Origin of the sequence: Marivivens sp. JLT3646 (assembly GCF_001908835.1) — a bacterium.
GTDB classification, from domain to species: Bacteria; Pseudomonadota; Alphaproteobacteria; order Rhodobacterales; family Rhodobacteraceae; genus Marivivens; species Marivivens geojensis.
This window is the reverse complement of record NZ_CP018572.1, coordinates 2,304,428-2,322,646: the sequence shown is the minus strand read 5'-3', so window position 1 is coordinate 2,322,646 and position 18,219 is coordinate 2,304,428. Positions and strand designations below refer to the sequence as shown.

The window sequence follows — 18,219 nt, the reverse complement described above, 5'->3', positions numbered from 1 at the left end:
TTATGCTGCCCTCGTGCCCGTGGTCAGAACGCGAAATACGAACTTCGGCGCGAGGATTAGATACCGTCGCCACAGTCTGCGAGGTTCCTGAAGCAGTCGGAATAACCACTCCAACCCAGCGCGTTGCATCCATTTAGGGGCGCGTTCAACAGCACCAGAATGGAAGTCGAAGGCTGCCCCCACGCCGATCATCGTTGCGTTGATGTGCCCAAGGTGTTCCGCGATCCAGATGTCCTGTTTTGGTGATGAAATCCCAACCCAAACGACCTCGGCACCGCTGTTGTGGATTTGGGCCACGACCCTCGCGTCTTCGGTTGGCGTCAGAGGACGAAAGGGGGGGCAATGGGTTCCGACGATCTGGGCACCCTTCGCTGCAAATGTCTGCGAGAGCACCCCTGCGATCCCGTCTTTGCCACCGTAGAAGAAGTGTTTCAGGTCATGATAGGCGGGATCGGTGAGCAGTTTTTCCATGAGGTCGGGGCCGCAAGTGCGGCTGACGTTGTGCCCCTTGATCCGCCCAAGAAGCGCGATGGGCGCACCGTCAGGCACATTCATCGCGGCGTTTTTCGCGATTTCCCGCAGATCGGGTGTCTCGGACATGACCATGAGGCTCGCCACATCGCGACAGCCGACATAGCGCGACTGCCCACCTTTCCACGCATGAATGCGGTCCGCAGCGGCTTGGAGGTTTGTTACGGTGATCGGCACGCCGAGGACGTCGTAGATCACGTCGTCTGGAACGATCTTAGCCATTGGCGACCCAATCCGAGTAAGTCTGCGCGATCCCCTCTTTGAGGTCGCGCGCGTTGTTCCACCCCAATGCGTGCAGGCGCGAACTATCAATCAGCTTGCGTGGGGTGCCGTCGGGCTTTGAGGTGTCCCACGTCAGGACCGCGTCGCAGCCGACGACCTTTGCAATGGTCTCAGCCAGTTCTTTGATCGTCACCTCAACGCCAGACCCCACGTTGATATGGTCGTCGCCCGAATAGCTGCGCAGCAGGAACACAAGCGCGTCAGCCAGATCGTCACAATGCAGGAACTCGCGCAGGGGGGTGCCCGTGCCCCAGACGACGACCTCTGTGTCACCACTCTCTTTGGCCTTGTGGAACTTGCGGAGGAGCGCGGGCGGGACGTGGCTGGTCGTTAAATCGTAGTTATCGCCCGGACCGTAGAGGTTCGTGGGCATCGCCGAAATCCAGTCACGTCCGTGCTGTTTGCGGAAGGCTTGGACCAGTTTGAGGCCAGCGATTTTTGCAATCGCATACCATTCGTTAGTTGGCTCCAACGCTCCCGTGAGGAGGCTAGCCTCTTGGATCGGTTGGATCGCGAATTTTGGGTAAATGCAGGATGAACCGAGGAACAGAAGGCGCTCCACGTTTGCCTCGTGGGCGGCATGGAGGATGTTCGCCTCGATCATTAGGTTTTCGTAGAGGAAATCCACGGGGGAGGTGGCGTTCGCGTGGATGCCCCCGACCTTAGCGGCAGCGAGCACGATAACGTCGGGTTTGGACATTGCCATCCAATCGTCGACGGCCTTTTGGTTCACCAGATCGACGACATCGCGGCCAGCGGTGATGACCTCGCAGCCCTCGGATGCTAGACGCCGCACGACCGCGCCACCGACCATGCCGCGATGCCCCGCGACCCAGATGCGTTTGCCCGTCAGATCGTAGGTCATGTCAGCCCTCCAAAGCCACAGGCAGTTCGAGCCCGTATTCCCTGAGCAGTTGGAGGCGCCGCGCGGATTTATGATCCTCAGCGACCATTTCCGCACACATCTGCTGGGCGGTGATTTCTGGCACCCACCCGAGCTTTTCCTTCGCTTTCGTCGGATCACCCAGTAGCGTCTCAACCTCTGCGGGGCGGAAATAGCGCGGGTCGATGCGCATGATCACGTCACCGACGTTCAGCGCGGGGGACAAGTCGCCCGAGATGCCCACCACAGTCGCGACCTCATCGACACCTTTGCCTGTGAACTCGACCAAAATGCCCAGCTCCGCGGCGGTCCACGTGATGAACTCACGCACCGAATACTGAACGCCTGTCGCGATCACAAAGTCGTCTGGCGCGTCCTGTTGCAGCATCATCCACTGCATCCGCACGTAGTCTTTGGCGTGGCCCCAATCGCGCAGGCTGTCGATGTTGCCCATATAGAGACAGTCTTCGAGGCCGAGTGCGATGTTCGCTAGGCCGCGGGTGATTTTGCGGGTCACGAACGTCTCACCACGACGGGGGGATTCATGGTTAAAGAGGATGCCGTTGCAGGCATACATGTCGTAACTTTCTCGGTAATTCACAGCGATCCAATAGGCATACATTTTCGCTACAGCGTAGGGCGAACGGGGGTAAAACGGTGTCGTCTCGCGCTGTGGGGTTTCTTGGACGAGGCCGTAGAGTTCAGAGGTCGAGGCCTGATAGAACCGTGTCTTTTTCTCGAGACCTAGAAAACGGATCGCCTCAAGGATCCGTAGAGTGCCCATCGCGTCGACGTCGGCAGTGTATTCGGGTGCTTCAAACGACACGGCGACATGCGATTGCGCGCCCAAGTTATAGATCTCGTCAGGTTCAATATCGCGGATCAGGCGGGTCAGGTTCGACGTGTCCGTCAGGTCTCCGTAGTGCAGTTTGAAGCGCGCATTGTCGGTATGTCGGTCCTCATAAATGTGGTCAACGCGCTGGGTGTTAAAGGATGATGCACGGCGTTTGATCCCGTGAACTTCATAGCCTTTAGACAATAGGAATTCCGCTAGGTAACTGCCGTCTTGGCCAGTTACCCCCGTAATGAGAGCTGTTTTCATGAAGGTTAGCCTTTCGCTCCTTGTCCGCGAGCATAGACATCTTCGTATCGAATGATGTCATCTTCACCGAGGTAGGCACCTGTCTGGACCTCAATGAGGACCATCGGAACCTTGCCGGGATTTCTCATGCGATGCACCGCGCCGAGAGGGATGTAAACGGATTCATTTTCCGTCACCAATTGGACCTTATCGTCGATGGTGACTTCGGCGGTGCCTGTTACGACAATCCAATGTTCGGCGCGGTGGTGGTGGCTCTGCAGTGACAGTGCCGCACCGGGGTGCACGTGAATGCGTTTGACCTGAAAGCGGTCGCTGATGGCGAGGCTTTCGAACCAACCCCAAGGGCGGTGATCTTTTGGGAAGGTGGTGGCTTGCGTCGAGCCTTTGGCTTTGAGCGCGTCGACGGCTTTTTTCACGTCTTGGGCGCGGGACATGTCGGCGGCCAAAACGGCATCATTCATCGCGATGGCCATGACGTTTTTCAGCCCAATGCCCACGACCTCTAGTCGGTCGCTATCAGATCGCAACAGACTGTCGGTGCAATCAATCGCGGTTGCCTCGCCGGAGGTGACGACGCCGTTGGTGTCCGTGTCGCTTTCCCGCCAGACGGCATCCCAGCCGCCCAAGTCGGACCAGCCGCCGTTAAAGGGCACGACGGATAGGTTGTCGGCCTTTTCCATCACAGCGTAGTCGATGGAGATGTCTTTGGCACCCGCCCAAGCCTCGGGCCCGAGGCGACAGAACCCGAGGTCGACATGTCCTGTTTCAATCGCTGCCGTTACTGGAGCGATCAGGTCGGGGGCGTGGGTTTCAAAGGCTGCTATGATGTCGCGCGCGCGGAAGAGGAAAATACCTGCGTTCCAGAGGAACGAGCCTTCGGCTAACATCGCTGCTGCGCGTTCGGCATCTGGTTTTTCGACAAACCGTTTGAGCGCAACAGGCTGGCCGTCCGATGGGGTCGTCAGTTCGAGATAGCCATAGGCCGTTTCGGGATGGGTCGGTGTGATCCCAAATGTCACGAGTTGACCGCTGTCAACGGCGCTGAGGCCAGCCTCAATAGCGGCTTTGAACGCGTTGGTATCGGGAATGATGTGGTCAGACGGCGCGACCAGCAGAACCGCATCGGGGTCTTTGCGCGCGACATAAAGGGCTGCAGCAAGGACCGCAGGTGCGGTGTTGCGGCCGTCGGGTTCGATCAAAATGGCACCGGGGTCAATGCCGACCTCTTGCAACTGTTCGGTCACGATGAACCGAAAATCGGAATTGGTGATCACGATAGGCGCCGCGAAATCGGAGCCTGTCATGCGGAGGGCCGAACCTTGGAACAGGGTCTTGTCACCAACAAGTGGAACGAATTGCTTTGGATAGGACTTACGGGACAACGGCCAGAGCCGTGTGCCAGAACCGCCGCAAAGTATAATCGGTGTAATCATTTTCTATCCAAGGGTGTCGCAATAGGGCCGTGGTAGGGCCGCAGGGTGAATGTAGCAAGTGAACCGCAGTAAGTGCGCGGAAATTCCAAACATTTTCATAAAAATGCGCGGAACCTTCGCAGAGTATTTTGGGAAATGGTTAAAAATTCGAGAAGAAATAAGCAGTGATTTGAAAGACTCGGTGGTCAAATTTCAAATAGGAAGATTCACTGCTATAAGTGGCCTGAAAGGGGTCATGGTTTGAGAATTGATAAATTTGCGGGTCAAAAGTATGTAGATTGGCATCAATGCAGTTAAAAGACCCATTTCAAAATTCGTGGCAAAACAGGATTATAGGCGAAACTTCCATTCTAGGTGACAGCAATGCCTGCACGGCCCATGACCGCGTTCACACGCACTATGAAATTCGCTTCCGAAGCTGACCTGCTTCAATCGTTGATCCAGCAGGCCGATTTGTCGGTGGAGAAGCGCACTAAAATCTCGGCGCGTGCGGCGGGCTTGGTTCGGAATATCCGCACCTCTGCCGATCCGAGCCTGATGGAGCACTTCCTGTCCGAATACGGTCTATCGACCCGTGAAGGCGTCGCGCTCATGTGTTTGGCCGAAGCCATGTTGCGCGTACCCGACGCGGACACCATCGACGCACTGATCGAAGATAAGATCGCGCCGTCGGATTGGGGCAAACACTTGGGCGAAGCGTCATCGTCGCTGGTAAACGCTTCAACATGGGCGCTGATGCTGACGGGCCGTGTGCTCGACGATGAAAAGCCGGGGATGGCTGGTGTTCTGCGCGGCGCGATCAAACGTCTGGGTGAACCCGTGATCCGCACTGCCGTTGGGCGTGCGATGAAGGAAATGGGGCGTCAGTTCGTACTGGGCGAAACCATCGCGAAGGCACTCGACCGCGCGGCAAAGCTAGAGGCGCAGGGCTACACTTACAGCTACGACATGCTGGGCGAGGCAGCGCGGACCGCAGAGGATGCCCGCCGTTATGCCATCGCCTATTCCAAAGCGATCGACGGTATCGCCGCATCGTGCACCAAAGGCAGCGTTGAAGCGAACCCAGGGATTTCGATCAAACTCTCCGCGCTTCATCCGCGTTACGAGGTCGCCCATGAGGACCGTGTGATGGCCGAACTGGTGCCTGTGGTTCTGGAACTTGCGCAAAAGGCCAAAGCGGCTGGTATGGGGTTCAACATCGACGCCGAAGAACAGGACCGTTTGGTTCTATCGCTCAAGGTGATTGAGGCGGTTCTGTCCGACGATAGCCTCGCGGGTTGGGACGGGTTCGGTGTTGTTGTTCAGGCTTACGGCAAACGAGCTGGGGCGGCGCTCGATTGGCTCTATGAGACTGCAACGCGGCTCGACCGTCGGATCATGGTGCGGTTGGTAAAGGGTGCCTATTGGGACACCGAAATGAAGCTGGCTCAGGTGCAGGGCCTCGAGGGGTTTTCGCTGTTCACCTCGAAGGTTGCGACCGATGTGAGCTATATTTCAAACGCGAAAAAGCTGTTCGATTACACCGACCGCATCTACCCTCAGTTCGCGACGCATAACGCGCATACTGTTGCCGCTATTCTGGAAATGGCAGAGGACCGTCCGTTCGAATTCCAGCGACTTCATGGCATGGGCGAACGTTTGCACGACATCGTGCTCAAGGAAACCAAAGGTCGCTGCCGCATTTATGCGCCCGTGGGTGCGCACCGTGACTTGCTCGCTTACCTTGTGCGTCGCTTGCTCGAAAACGGCGCGAACTCTTCGTTTGTGCACCAGATCGTGGACGAAGCCGTTTCGCCTGAACTGATCGCGACCGACCCGTTTGAAGCGGTTAAATCCGCGACCGCCCCAATAGGCCTCGTTCTCCCGCCCGAGATTTTCGGCGCAGGGCGCACAAACGCCAAGGGTTGGGATTTGAGCGATGAACAAACGCTGGCAGAGGTCTTTGCCGCGCGCGATGTTGTCCTGCCCAATGCTGGTCCAATCACGGTGTCGCCAGCCACAGGCGTAGAGGTTCCTGTGATCAACCCCGCAACAGGCGAGACCATCGCGACCGTGGTCGAGGCTGATAGCGCGACTGTTGAACGCGCCATTGCGGACGCAAAGGTGTGGTATGCGCCCGTATCTGAACGTGCGGCGGTGCTGCGCAAGGCGGCGGATCTTTACGAGGAAAACTATGGTCTGATCTTTGCGGCCTTGGCTCAAGAGGCAGGCAAGACGTTGCTCGACGCCGTGGGTGAAGTTCGTGAGGCGGTCGATTTCCTGCGTTACTATGCGGATCAGGCCGAAGAAGCGGATCATTTCCCGCGGGGTATTTTTACCGCAATCAGCCCTTGGAACTTCCCCTTGGCGATTTTCACGGGCCAGATCGCGGCGGCGCTGGCTGTCGGGAATGCTGTTTTGGCGAAACCAGCAGAGCAAACGCCCGTTGTCGCCGCCATCGCTGTGCAGCTGATGATAGAGGCTGGCGTTCCCGCTTCAGCGCTGCAACTTCTTCCGGGACAGGGTGGCACAGTTGGGGCCGCGCTGACGTCAGACAAACGGATTGCGGGTGTTGTGTTTACGGGTTCGACCGATACCGCACTGATCATCCGCAAATCCATGGCGAAACATATGTCGCCATCTGCGCCGTTGATTGCGGAAACGGGTGGTTTGAATGCGATGATCGTGGACTCGACCGCGCTGCCTGAACAAGCGGTGCGCGATGTTGTGGCCTCGGCTTTCCAATCAGCGGGTCAGCGGTGTTCGGCCCTGCGCTGTTTGTATATCCAAGAGGACGTGGCACCTCATGTGATCGACATGATTAAGGGCGCGATGGACGAATTGGTTGTGGGGGATCCGTGGAGTTTGAACACCGACGTTGGCCCTGTCATCGATCAAGAGGCCTATACTGAGATTGGCGCCTACATCGAAGCGACCAAGGGTTCTGTCCTTCATCAGCTGCCCGTGCCGAGCACTGGGAACTTCATTGCCCCGACCATGATCAAGGTAAACGGGATCGAAGATCTGGAGCGCGAGATTTTCGGGCCTGTTCTGCATGTTGCGACCTTTAAGGGATCGAACCTGCAAACGGTGATTGATGCGGTAAACGCAAAAGGTTTTGGCCTGACCTTTGGACTGCACACCCGCATTGATAACCGAGTCCAAGAAGTCGCGGACGGTATCCATGTCGGGAACCTTTACGTGAACCGTAACCAAATCGGCGCGGTCGTTGGAAGCCAGCCGTTTGGCGGTGAGGGTCTATCGGGCACGGGGCCAAAGGCTGGCGGTCCGCAGTACCTCTATCGTTTTGCTGCACCCAAGTCGGCAGCGAAGGGCGCAGATTGGGAAACAGCGGCGGACCTGTCGGATACCCAAGACGCAATCAACGCGGCCAAGGCTGTTGGCATTATTCGTCAGATCGAACTCCCCGGTCCGACGGGTGAGGCCAACACGCTCTCTATCCTGCCGCGTGGCCCGATCCTCTGCATGGGACCAGGGGTTGAGGCCGTGGCGGCACAGGTCGCGGCGGTAGAGGCTTTGGGTGGTGTTGCGATTGCGGTTCAGGGTGAATTGGCGCCCTCTGCGCTCGCGACGCTGAACGGTTTCCATGGTGCGATCTGGTGGGGCAACGGTGCGCGCCCCTATGTGGAGGCGCTGGCGCGTCGGAAGGGACCGATCATTCCGCTGATCACGGATATGCCTGACCTTGGCCATGTGACGCATGAACGGCACTTGTGCATCGACACAACAGCCGCAGGGGGTAACGCAGCCCTTCTGGCTGGATAAACGAAAACGCCCGCCACATTCGGCGGGCGTTTCTCTTAGTCCTCACCAAAGAGGTCGCGGGTAAAGACTTTATCCGCGACGTCCCGAATATCGTCAGTCATACGGTTGGCGATGATCACATCGCATTGGTCTTTGAAGGCGGTGAGGTCGTGAATAACCTCTGACCCAAAGAAGTCGGGCGCGTCGAGGACGGGTTCGTAAACGACGACCTTGATCCCTTTGGCCTTTACGCGTTTCATAATGCCTTGCACTGACGACTGGCGGTAATTGTCCGAGCCCGCTTTCATCACGAGGCGATAGACGCCGACCTGTTTGGGCTGCATCGCGATGATGCGGTCAGACAAGTAGTCCTTGCGGGTGCGGTTTGCATCCACGATGGCTGCGATGAGGTTCTGGGGCACCTCAGAGTAGTTCGCGAGGAGCTGCTTGGTATCCTTAGGCAAGCAGTAGCCACCGTAGCCAAAGGACGGGTTGTTGTAGTGGCTGCCGATGCGGGGATCGAGGCTCACGCCGTCGATGACCTGACGGCTGTCCATGCCGCGCGATAGGGCATAGCTGTCGAGTTCGTTAAAGAACGCGACGCGCATGGCGAGGTAGGTATTGGCGAATAGTTTGATCGCTTCGGCCTCAGACGGGTCTGTAAAGAGAACTTCAACATCTTTGGTGATGGCGCCTTCGAGCAGCAGATCGGCAAAGCGGCGGGCACGGTCAGAGCGTTCACCAACGATGATACGGCTGGGATGGAGGTTGTCGTAAAGGGCGCGGCCTTCGCGCAGGAATTCGGGCGAAAAGATCACTTGATCCGTGTTCAACTCTTTGCGGACCCGTTCGACAAAGCCCACGGGGATCGTCGATTTGACGACAATCGTTGCCTTGGGGTTTTGTGCGATAACAGTTCGGATAACATCCTCGACCGAGGAAGTGTCAAAGTAGTTATTCTGCGGATCGTAGTTCGTGGGCGTTGCTACGATCACGAACTCTGCATCGCGGTAGGCATCCGCGCTAGTCGTGGCGGAGAGGTTGAGGTTCCCGCGCGACAAATACTCTTCCATCTCTTTGTCAACGATGGGGCATTTTCCGCCGTTCACCATTTGCACACGATGTTCCGAAATATCGACTGCAATCACCTCGTTGTTCTGTGACAGCAGCACAGCGTTCGAGAGGCCCACATAGCCAAGTCCTGCAACAGCAATCTTCATCTCAGACCTCGTAGTAATCGCGGTACCAATCGACAAAGGCCTGCACCCCGTCGCGGACATTCGTTTGTGGTTTGTAACCCGTCAGCGTTTGCAAGAGCGAGGCATCAGCCCACGTCGCAGGCACGTCACCCGCTTGCATCGGCATCATGTTGCGTGTCGCGGTTTTGCCTGTCGCATCCTCAATTGCGGCGATGAAATCGGTCAATTGGACGCTGTCCGAATTCCCGATGTTCACCACGCGCCACGGGGCCACAGGGGAAAGGCTGTCTCCCTCAGGCACCTCATCGACACGTTTGGGAGCTGCGTCTATCAGCAAGCGGATTCCTTCGACGAGGTCCGTCACATAGGTGAAGTCGCGCTTCATATCGCCGTGGTTTTAGACGTCGATCGGATCACCGTTCAGGATCGCTTTGGTGAACTTGAATAGCGCCATGTCTGGACGTCCCCATGGACCGTAAACGGTAAAGAAGCGGAACATCGTAACAGGTAGGTCGTAGAGATGCGCGTAGGAATGCGCCATCGCCTCTGTCGCCTTTTTGGTGGCGGCATAAAAAGACATTTGATGGTCCGCTTTGACGGTTTCTTGATAGGGCATAACCGTGTTTGCACCATAGGCGGACGAGGTCGAGGCCAACAACATATGCGCGGGTGGATACGCGCGGGCGGCCTCTAGGATTTCAAAGGTGCCGACGATGTTGCTTTCCAGATAAGCGCGCGGGTTGTCGATGGAATAACGAACGCCTGCTTGGGCCGCGAGGTGAATGATGACGTCAGGTTTTTCCTCAGCAAAGAGGGACATCATAAGGTTTGGGGCCTCAATGTTATCGTTGATGACTCGGAAGTTTGAGTTCTGCAGCAGGATCGACTGGCGGCGCTGTTTCAACGCCACATCGTAGTAGTCCGACAGGTTGTCGATACCGACCACGCGGAAGCCATCGTCGAGCAGTTTCTGGCAAAGGTGAAAGCCGATAAAGCCCGAGGAGCCCGTCACCAGTGCGGTTCGTTGTTGCGTTGTCATTTTTACAAAACCTCTGCGGCCACGCGGGCCATATATGTCTTAACCAGTTCAGCTGAGTCTGCGGCGCTTTGGGATTGGGCGTAAACGCGGAATTCGGGGGCGTTGCCAGACGGACGGAGATGCACCACCTGACCGCCGTCAAAGTTGACCCGTAGGCCATCCGTCAAATCGACGTTTTTGATACTGCCTGTTGGCGCGAAAAAGGTCTCTCGCGCGGTGTCATTTTCGATCAGGGCCGACAGGAAAGCAGCTGCTTTATCGCGGTTGATCTCTTGCACGCGGTCGGCCGCGGTAAAGCATGGTGGAAGGTCGGCAACGCAATCAGCTAAGGATTTACCTGCCAAGTTGGCCGAGGCCAGCGGCGCGATAATCGGCAATAGGCTGTCGCGCGTCATCAGTGGGGGCAGCGGGCCTTTGAGGGTTGCCTCGAACCCGATCAGGAACCCGCCATTGGCCTCAAATCCGACCACGTGATTGGCTGGGTTCTTTTGTGCCTCTTCCATCTCGGCGATCACATAGGGCGATCCGATCCGTGTCAGGTGGACCGATCCAAACTCTGGCATGCGGCGCACCATGTCGTTTGATGATACCGGTGTGCAGATTGTATCCGCCGCGAGCAACAGCGCGGTCATCACGCCCAGCACATCACCGACAATGACCTGCCCGCTTGCATCCGTCACCATCGGGCGGTCTGCATCACCATCTGTCGACACAATCGCATCGAGCCCATGGTCGCGGCAGAGCGTTTGAAGTATGGAGCGAGTATCGGGATCGACGGCTTCGGTATCGACGGGGATAAACACTTCGGATCGACCAAATCGCACGACATTGGCGCCCAAGGCGTTTAGAACATCCGACATGATGTCTCGCGCGACCGAGGAATGTTCGTAGACGCCGATGGTCAGCCCATTGAGGCTCTCAGTGCCAAAGGCGGTCACATAGCGGGCGATATAGGGGGCCGTGGCATCGATCTGGTCGAGGGTGCCGCTGCCCGCTGCGGGAGTTTGTTTCGCGGCATAGGCTGCACTGATCGCGGCCTCGTCCTCTTTGCTGATCTCGCCCGATGGCACGTAGAACTTCAGACCGTTGCGGTCTGCGGGGATATGGCTACCTGTGACCATCACGGCTGCCGCGCCTGCGGACATTGACGCCAAGGCTAGAGCAGGGGTTGGCACAGCACCGCAATCCACCGCACGGATGCCGACGGCACGAGCGGCAGCGATCACTTGACCTGCGATGTCAGGTGACGATGGCCGCAGGTCACGCCCCACATAGAGAGCGCCACCATGAGGGCAGACTGACAAAAATGCCTGCACATAGGCTGTCACCAGCTCGGGTGCGAGTTCAGTGACAAGTCCACGCAAGCCACTGGTGCCAAAAGAGGGAGCCATCTGATAGTCCAAGATCAACGTTATAAAATATGGCGCGACCCTAGCGTTCAGGGACGATCATGCAACCTATAACGGCAAGCCGCGGGCTTTGTGCAGAAAGATGTGGCAATCACGCATTGCTTCGGATTTGATCACGGCAAACAAGGGGGCCCCATGACACTTCTTCAATCCATCACCCAATCCGCTGCCGATCCTGTTGAGAGCCGCCCAGACCCGTCCAAGGTTATCGCAGGCGATCCCGTCTTTACCTCATGGGACATCGAAGATCGTGACGGCATCTATGCGGGGATTTGGCAGGCGACACCGGGTGTTTGGAAGGTGTCTTATGACGAATGGGAATACTGCCGCATCCTAGCTGGTCATTCGATCCTGCGCGGGGACGATGGGTCAGAGAAAACCGTTAAGGCGGGCGATAGTTTTATCATCCGACCAGGGTTTTCGGGCACGTGGGAAGTCGTTGAAACGACGGTCAAAGACTACGTGATCAAGGTATAAGGGGAGGATTTGGTGGAGCCTAGCGGGATCGAACCGCTGACCTCCTGCATGCCATGCAGGCGCTCTCCCAGCTGAGCTAAGGCCCCATCAATGTAGGCATTTCTGCCGTGCTGCGCTGATTATGCGCTGGCTCGGGCGGGTGCAAGTGCAAATTTCGCCCGAGCCGGAATTTTTTAGTCTTCGTCGTCGCCTGCAGCAACGTCGCCCAGATCGTCGAACGACACGGTATCGTCGTCGTCTTCGTCGAGCACATCATCGCCCAGATCTACGTCTTCGTCGTCATCATCGTCGAGGATCAGATCATCATCCGCGTCTTCGACCTTCATTTTCTTGGTCTGCGCGTCTTCTGCGTCCGCAATCATGGTGCGGGTCTTCGACGAGTCGATATTGACGACCTCACCCGTGTAGGGGCTAACGATCGGGTTTTTGTTCAGGTCGTAAAAACGCTTGCCTGTGGTTGGGCAAATCCGTTTTGTTCCCCATTCTTCATTGGGCATGGCTATCCCTTCAATCTGTCACGCTCTTGCGGTGGAATGATGCCACCTGCCATAAGCCATCCATGGTGTCAAAGGCTTTGACACCGGTTTACATCAGGAACAGGCATATGGGCCGTATAACGCTTGCTGGCAACCCCCCGATTTCGGTGAATCTGCGCCGTTCTGCACGCGCGCGGCGAATTTCGCTGCGAATCTCTAGGTTGGATGGTCGAGTGACCCTGACGATGCCGACCCGTGTGGACGAACGCGAAGGAATCGCCTTTGTGCGGGAGCGGGAACTTTGGCTGCGGTCGCATCTGGATAAGATGGGCGAAGAACGCACCGTCGGGATCGACGGGACGGTTCTGTTTCGGGGGGACGAGGTGCCCGTTTTGGGCACGACTGGCAAACGGGTGCGGTTCACTGGTGAGGCGTTCGAGGTTCCTAATGATCCAGAGCGGGCAGGGACGCGCGTTCTAGCTTTTCTCAAACATCAAGCCCGCGATGCCTTGGCAGAGGCGTCGGATCGCTATGCGGCCCGTCTGGGGCGCAGCTACGGGCGACTGAGCCTACGGGACACGCGGTCGCGCTGGGGGTCGTGCACCTCTGCGGGTGATTTGATGTATAGCTGGCGGCTGATTATGGCTCCGCCAGAGGTGCTTGATTATGTGGCTGCGCATGAGGTCGCGCATCTGGTCGAGATGAACCATTCCCAAGCGTTTTGGGATGTCGTCGCCGATATTTACCCCGATTACGAAGAACCCCGTCACTGGCTGAAAACCGAAGGGCAGGTTCTGCATCGGGTTCGGTTCAGCGATTGACGATTGCGGTTTTTGTGATCACAAACGAAGCATGATACCGACGAGCCGCCCCACTGATCCTTCTGCCGCTGCCCATGAACGGGTGTATCGCACCCTGCGTATGCAGGTCATGCACGGAGAGATTATGCCGGGGGCGTCGCTCACCCTACGGGGCATTGGAAAACAGTTCGACGTGTCTATGACCCCCGCCCGCGAAGCCGTCCGTCGGTTGGTCGCCGAAGGCGCGTTGTTCTTGTCCTCTTCGGGGCGCGTCTCGACGCCAGAACTGTCCAACGAACGGATCGAGGAATTGGCGGCCCTGCGTGCCATGCTCGAACCCGAATTGGCGAGCCGTGCTTTGCCGCGTGCGCACTTTGCGCTGATCGAACGGCTTGAGACGATTAATCAGGCGGTCAGTCAGATGGTCGCGCGGCACGATGCGATTGGTTACATCCGCATGAACCTAGAGTTCCACCGCACGCTCTATCTGCGGGCGCAGGCTCCTGCGATGTTGATGATGACGGAAACGGTATGGCTCCAGATGGGGCCAACGATGCGGGCACTCTATGGGCGTCTAAACCGCAAAGAGCCGCCACCCCATCACCGTCTGATCCTATCGGCGCTCAAGGCAGGGGATGAGCCCGGACTGCGGCTCGCCGTGCGGGCGGACGTGACCCAAGGTCTACGGCTCCTTAGGGGTTAGGCCGTCGCGGGCTGCGCCGCACCTGCATTCGCGATTTTTTGGACCAGATCACGCATCACCTGTGCCGGAACCTGCAAAAGGTTCGCGATGCGGGCAATGGCGTCGTATTCGACCTGTTCAACCTTACCGTCGGCAAAGGCGATGCGCATTGCGGCTTCCATCACGATGTGACGGTCGTTTTCGCTTAGGTCCGCACCGATGGCCGAAACAGCGTCGCTGTCTTGGGCCGTGTAGTTGAGCATCTCGATGATTTGCTTTGGCGTATAAACGCAGCCTGTCAGGGTGCTCAGCGTGTGGGAAATCTGTTTGATCTCGCGTTGGTCATAGTCACCATCGCAGGTCGCGACATAGCACATCGCAGCCAAGGCATGAACGGCTGTCTCATCATTGTAGCGTGCCTTGCGCGTGCCGCGTTTGCTGGTCATGGCCTGCAGGCCACCCATCGATCCGATGAGTTTTGATAGGACGCCGAAGCCGATGATAAACGCGATCAGACCATAGAACCCATAGTTGCGCAGTTTGATATCAGCAGGGGTTTCAGGCACGAGCGGAAGGTCGGACGGGAACAGACCAGCGGCTTTATTCATGATCATTTGTTGGAGGGTGAGTTCGAAATAGCTATCGGCGTCGCAGCGGTTTTCAGCGAGGACATATGCCTGAACCTCAAACGTCATTTGGGCGGAGAAGAGAACGATGCCTTCGCCCAAATAGCAGAGCGACATCGGATTTCCGTTGGGATCAACTTGGTCCGTCTCGGCGATGAATTTCAGGCTCTCGCCAATGCCTGTGCTCGGGGTGGAATATTGTTTGGCCTCAGCCTGTGACGGCACAAAGGCTAGGGTCAATAGGACCGAAAACAGGGTCATCATTCCGCGCATATTGCAGGCTCCTCGTTACAACTTGAGGACATTTGTGCCTGTGAATTGGGGCGGAGATTGGACGGGATCGGGGAATTTCAGGAGCGTAAATGAAAAGGGCGACCCGAGGGCCGCCCTTTGGATGTCTTAGCTGTGGATCGGTCCGTCGCCGCAGGCGAGCGCCGCCTCGCGGACTGCCTCAGAGTATGTCGGGTGCGCGTGGCAGGTGCGTGCCAGATCTTCAGCGGCTGCGCCAAATTCCATCGCAACGCAGATCTCGTGGATCAGGTCGCCCGCTGCCGGTCCAATGATATGCGCGCCGAGGATACGGTCGGTTGCTTTGTCAGCGAGGATTTTAACAAAACCGTCGCCCATAAAGACAGCCTTTGCACGACCGTTGCCCATGAACGAGAATTTGCCGACCTTGTAGGCGCGACCTTCGGCCTTGAGCTGCTCTTCGGTTTTGCCAACCGAAGCTACCTCGGGTGCGGTGTAGATCACGCCCGGGATCACGTCGTAGTTCACGTGGCCAGCCTGACCCGCGATGACTTCGGCAACTGCCATGCCTTCGTCTTCGGCTTTGTGCGCCAGCATCGGGCCTTCGATTGCATCACCAATGGCGTAAACACCCGGAATGTTGGTCGCGTAATGGCCGTTGGTTGCGATCTGACCGCGTTGGGTCATTTCTACGCCCAGAGCGTCAAGGCCGAGACCTGCGGTGTAGGGGCGGCGACCTGTGGCGACCAGAACGACTTCGGCGTCGATGCTGTGCTCGCTGTCGTCTTTGCGCAGTTTGTAGGTGACGGTGTTCTTGCCTTTACCTTTTGCAACGCCCTGAACGGCAGCGCCCATAACAAAGTTGAGGCCTTGTTTCGCGAGCATCTTCTGGAAGGTCTTCTGAACGTCGCCGTCCATGCCTGGGGTGATTACGTCTAGGAATTCAACCACAGTCACGTCAGCGCCGAGGCGTTTGTAGACCGAACCGAGTTCGAGGCCGATGACGCCAGCGCCGATCACAACCATCGATTTGGGGATTGATTTCAAAGCCAGAGCGCCCGTCGAGGTCACAACGGTTTCTTCGTCAACTTCGATACCGGGCAGGGCAGAAGGTTCGGAGCCTGTGGCGATGATGATGTTCTTGGCTTCGTGAATGTCGTCGCCGACTTTGACCTTGCCAGCTTCGGGGATGGAGGCCCAACCTTTGATCCAATCGACCTTGTTCTTTTTGAACAGGAATTCGATCCCTTTGGTGTTGCCGTCGATCACGCCCTGTTTGTAATCGAGCATCGCTGCCCAATCGACCTTGGGTTTTGCGACTTTGAGGCCCATTTTGCCAAAGTTCTCTTCGGCTTCGTGCAGCGAGTGAGACGCGTGCAGAAGGGCCTTGGACGGGATGCAGCCTACGTTCAAGCAGGTGCCGCCGAGGGTGTCACGACCTTCGACAACTGCGGTCTTCAGACCCAGCTGGGCGCAACGGATTGCGCAGACATAGCCACCAGGGCCGGCGCCGATTACGATAACGTCATAGCTGGACATAGCAGTCTCCTGTTCAGTAGCCACCTTTGTGGCAAGCGTAGTCAAAAGAGAATGGCAGATGCAATCATCGCCATTGTTGCGAGAAATCCGACCATCCAGATCAGGCTACGCCATGGGCGCCAACCGAAATAGTAAGCCGGAACGTATAGAACGCGGGCCGCGAGGTAGGTCCAAGCGCAGGCCGCAGAAAATCCTGTGGTTTTGTCTCCCAGCACGACCACAAGGACCGCGATGGTGAACATGATCAGCGCCTCGAAGTGGTTGTTCATGGCGCGGAAAAGGCGACCCGTTTTGGTGCTGACCATCTCGACCAAGGGTTTGGTCAAACGATCAGGGTCACGGGGACTCGTTGTGACACCGGGGCCGACTTCGAGGTTGGCACGGATCGACATCCAGCCAAACTGTATGCCTTGCAGCAAAGCAGCATATGCGAGGGCTTCGAGTTCGGGGGTCATGAGTGCAATCGGTGCCTTTTGTTGAGAGGCCGGGGGGCTGTCTGCCCCCCGGACCCCCCGAGAGTTGTTAATGCAAGGTGAAAGAGGCGAGGCCTCTTTGCCTTACAGGTCCATCAACAGGCGGCGCGGATCTTCGAGGGCTTCCTTCACGCGAACGAGGAAGGTTACAGCGCCTTTGCCGTCAACGATGCGGTGATCGTAGGACAGAGCCAGATACATCATCGGACGGATGACGACCTGACCATTGATGGCCATCGGACGGTCCTGAATTTTGTGCATGCCGAGGATACCGGACTGCGGGGGGTTCAGGATGGGCGAGGACATCAGCGAGCCGTAGACGCCGCCGTTGGAGATGGTGAAGGTTCCGCCCTGCATTTCTGCCATGGACAGTTTGCCGTCACGTGCGCGTGCGCCTTTGTCAGCGATCGCTTTTTCGATGTCAGCAAAGGACATCTGATCCGCGTCGTTGATGACCGGAACAACGAGGCCAGTCGGGGTGCCTGCAGCGATACCCATGTTTACGTAGTTCTTGTAAACGATGTCGGTGCCGTCGATTTCGGCGTTCACTTCCGGCACTTCTTTCAGAGCGTGCACGCAAGCTTTGGTGAAGAAGGACATGAAGCCGAGTTTGACTTTGTGTTTCTTCTCGAACTGGTCTTTGTACTGGTTCCGCAGAGCCATCACTTCGGTCATGTCCACCTCGTTGTAGGTGGTGAGCATGGCGGCGGTGTTTTGCGACTCTTTCAGGCGGCGCGCGATGGTCTGGCGCAGCTTGGTCATTTTTACGCGCTCTTCGCGCGCGGCGTTTGCCTCGGAGCGTGGAGCGGCAGGCGCAGCAGGAGCCGCCGCTTTAGGTGTGTTGAGAGCGTTCAGAACGTCCTCTTTCATCACGCGACCGTCTTTGCCTGTGCCGGAAACAGAGCCTGCAGCCATGTTGTTTTCAGCCATCAGCTTTTTGGCAGACGGTGCATCTTCAACATCTTTGCCTGCCGGTGCAGCAGCGGCGGCAGGAGCAGCAGCAGGCGCCGCTGCTTTCGGTGCGGGTGCAGCGCCTTCGCCTTCGTTGATGTGGGCGAGGAGGGCGTCAACGCCAACAGTGTCGCCTTCGTTCGCGACGATATCGCCCATCACGCCAGCCGCCGGAGACGGCACTTCGACGGTGACCTTATCGGTTTCCAGCTCGCACAGCATTTCGTCAACGGCGACCGCATCACCTGGTTTTTTGAACCAAGTTGCGACGGTGGCTTCGGTGACGCTTTCGCCCAGAGTGGGCACGCGGACTTCGATGCTCAT

15 protein-coding genes, 1 tRNA gene and 1 pseudogene are annotated in these 18,219 nt (G+C 57.5%); 4 read left to right on the top strand and 13 right to left on the bottom strand.

Going from position 1 to position 18,219, the window contains the following annotated elements; genetic code table 11:
- From BSK21_RS11555 to BSK21_RS11540, 4 genes are read right to left on the bottom strand one after another with little or no spacing between them, the layout of a single operon-like run.
- A complete protein-coding gene (locus tag BSK21_RS11555) occupies positions 1 to 753 on the bottom strand; it encodes a WecB/TagA/CpsF family glycosyltransferase (RefSeq protein ID WP_067550700.1) in 753 nt (250 codons plus the stop codon).
- Positions 746 to 1,678: a GDP-L-fucose synthase gene (locus tag BSK21_RS11550; RefSeq protein ID WP_067550699.1), complete on the bottom strand. Its 933-nt coding sequence runs from the start codon at positions 1,676 to 1,678 to the stop codon at positions 746 to 748. The genes BSK21_RS11555 and BSK21_RS11550 overlap by 8 nt, the downstream gene beginning before the upstream one ends.
- Before the next feature lies 1 nt (position 1,679).
- Complete coding sequence (gene gmd / locus BSK21_RS11545; RefSeq protein ID WP_067550698.1) at positions 1,680 to 2,798, bottom strand: GDP-mannose 4,6-dehydratase; 1,119 nt, start codon at positions 2,796 to 2,798, stop codon at positions 1,680 to 1,682.
- A gap of 5 nt (positions 2,799 to 2,803) precedes the next feature.
- Positions 2,804 to 4,231: a mannose-1-phosphate guanylyltransferase/mannose-6-phosphate isomerase gene (locus BSK21_RS11540; RefSeq protein WP_067550697.1), complete on the bottom strand. Its 1,428-nt coding sequence runs from the start codon at positions 4,229 to 4,231 to the stop codon at positions 2,804 to 2,806.
- 363 nt (positions 4,232 to 4,594) lie between these two features.
- Between BSK21_RS11540 and putA the strand changes: the two genes are divergently transcribed.
- Positions 4,595 to 7,996, top strand: a complete 3,402-nt coding sequence (gene putA / locus BSK21_RS11535; protein ID WP_067550696.1) for a bifunctional proline dehydrogenase/L-glutamate gamma-semialdehyde dehydrogenase PutA — start codon at positions 4,595 to 4,597, stop codon at positions 7,994 to 7,996.
- Between the two features lie 35 nt (positions 7,997 to 8,031).
- Here putA and BSK21_RS11530 read toward each other — a convergent pair whose 3' ends face one another.
- From BSK21_RS11530 to BSK21_RS11520, 3 genes and pseudogenes are all read right to left on the bottom strand, one after another.
- The gene (locus BSK21_RS11530) at positions 8,032 to 9,195 is read right to left on the bottom strand and encodes a nucleotide sugar dehydrogenase (RefSeq protein ID WP_067550695.1); all 1,164 of its coding nucleotides are present in this window, start codon (positions 9,193 to 9,195) and stop codon (positions 8,032 to 8,034) included.
- A 1-nt stretch (position 9,196) separates the two neighbouring features.
- Positions 9,197 to 10,213 (bottom strand): annotated as a pseudogene (locus BSK21_RS11525) (SDR family NAD(P)-dependent oxidoreductase).
- 2 nt (positions 10,214 to 10,215) lie between these two features.
- Positions 10,216 to 11,604 carry a phosphomannomutase gene (locus BSK21_RS11520; protein ID WP_067550884.1) on the bottom strand — a complete coding sequence of 463 codons (1,389 nt, stop codon included), beginning with the start codon at positions 11,602 to 11,604 and terminating at the stop codon, positions 10,216 to 10,218.
- A 153-nt stretch (positions 11,605 to 11,757) separates the two neighbouring features.
- Between BSK21_RS11520 and BSK21_RS11515 the strand changes: the two genes are divergently transcribed.
- Entirely contained in the window at positions 11,758 to 12,099 is a 342-nt protein-coding gene (locus BSK21_RS11515; RefSeq protein WP_067550880.1) for a cupin domain-containing protein, read from the top strand.
- A 10-nt stretch (positions 12,100 to 12,109) separates the two neighbouring features.
- Here the strand turns inward: BSK21_RS11515 and BSK21_RS11510 are convergent.
- Positions 12,110 to 12,185, bottom strand: a tRNA-Ala gene (locus BSK21_RS11510).
- Between the two features lie 87 nt (positions 12,186 to 12,272).
- The gene (locus BSK21_RS11505; protein ID WP_067550694.1) at positions 12,273 to 12,596 is read right to left on the bottom strand and encodes a TIGR02300 family protein; all 324 of its coding nucleotides are present in this window, start codon (positions 12,594 to 12,596) and stop codon (positions 12,273 to 12,275) included.
- Between the two features lie 212 nt (positions 12,597 to 12,808).
- Here BSK21_RS11505 and BSK21_RS11500 point away from each other — a divergent pair, with 212 nt between their 5' ends.
- A complete protein-coding gene (locus BSK21_RS11500; protein ID WP_318254760.1) occupies positions 12,809 to 13,396 on the top strand; it encodes a SprT family zinc-dependent metalloprotease in 588 nt (195 codons plus the stop codon).
- Positions 13,397 to 13,427: 31 nt separating this feature from the next.
- Positions 13,428 to 14,078 carry a GntR family transcriptional regulator gene (locus BSK21_RS11495; RefSeq protein ID WP_067550692.1) on the top strand — a complete coding sequence of 217 codons (651 nt, stop codon included), beginning with the start codon at positions 13,428 to 13,430 and terminating at the stop codon, positions 14,076 to 14,078.
- On the opposite strand, the gene BSK21_RS11490 is transcribed toward BSK21_RS11495, so the two are convergent.
- The 4 genes from BSK21_RS11490 to odhB all read right to left on the bottom strand — a co-directional run bounded on the left by BSK21_RS11490 (position 14,075) and on the right by odhB (position 18,219).
- Positions 14,075 to 14,956 carry a TerB family tellurite resistance protein gene (locus BSK21_RS11490; protein ID WP_067550691.1) on the bottom strand — a complete coding sequence of 294 codons (882 nt, stop codon included), beginning with the start codon at positions 14,954 to 14,956 and terminating at the stop codon, positions 14,075 to 14,077. The two genes, BSK21_RS11495 and BSK21_RS11490, sit on opposite strands and share 4 nt — an antisense overlap.
- Before the next feature lie 126 nt (positions 14,957 to 15,082).
- Positions 15,083 to 16,471, bottom strand: a complete 1,389-nt coding sequence (gene lpdA / locus BSK21_RS11485; protein WP_067550690.1) for a dihydrolipoyl dehydrogenase — start codon at positions 16,469 to 16,471, stop codon at positions 15,083 to 15,085.
- Between the two features lie 41 nt (positions 16,472 to 16,512).
- On the bottom strand, positions 16,513 to 16,926 hold the full coding sequence (locus tag BSK21_RS11480) for an MAPEG family protein (protein ID WP_074039029.1): 414 nt from the start codon (positions 16,924 to 16,926) through the stop codon (positions 16,513 to 16,515).
- Positions 16,927 to 17,028: 102 nt separating this feature from the next.
- The gene (odhB, locus tag BSK21_RS11475; RefSeq protein WP_067550689.1) at positions 17,029 to 18,219 is read right to left on the bottom strand and encodes a 2-oxoglutarate dehydrogenase complex dihydrolipoyllysine-residue succinyltransferase; all 1,191 of its coding nucleotides are present in this window, start codon (positions 18,217 to 18,219) and stop codon (positions 17,029 to 17,031) included.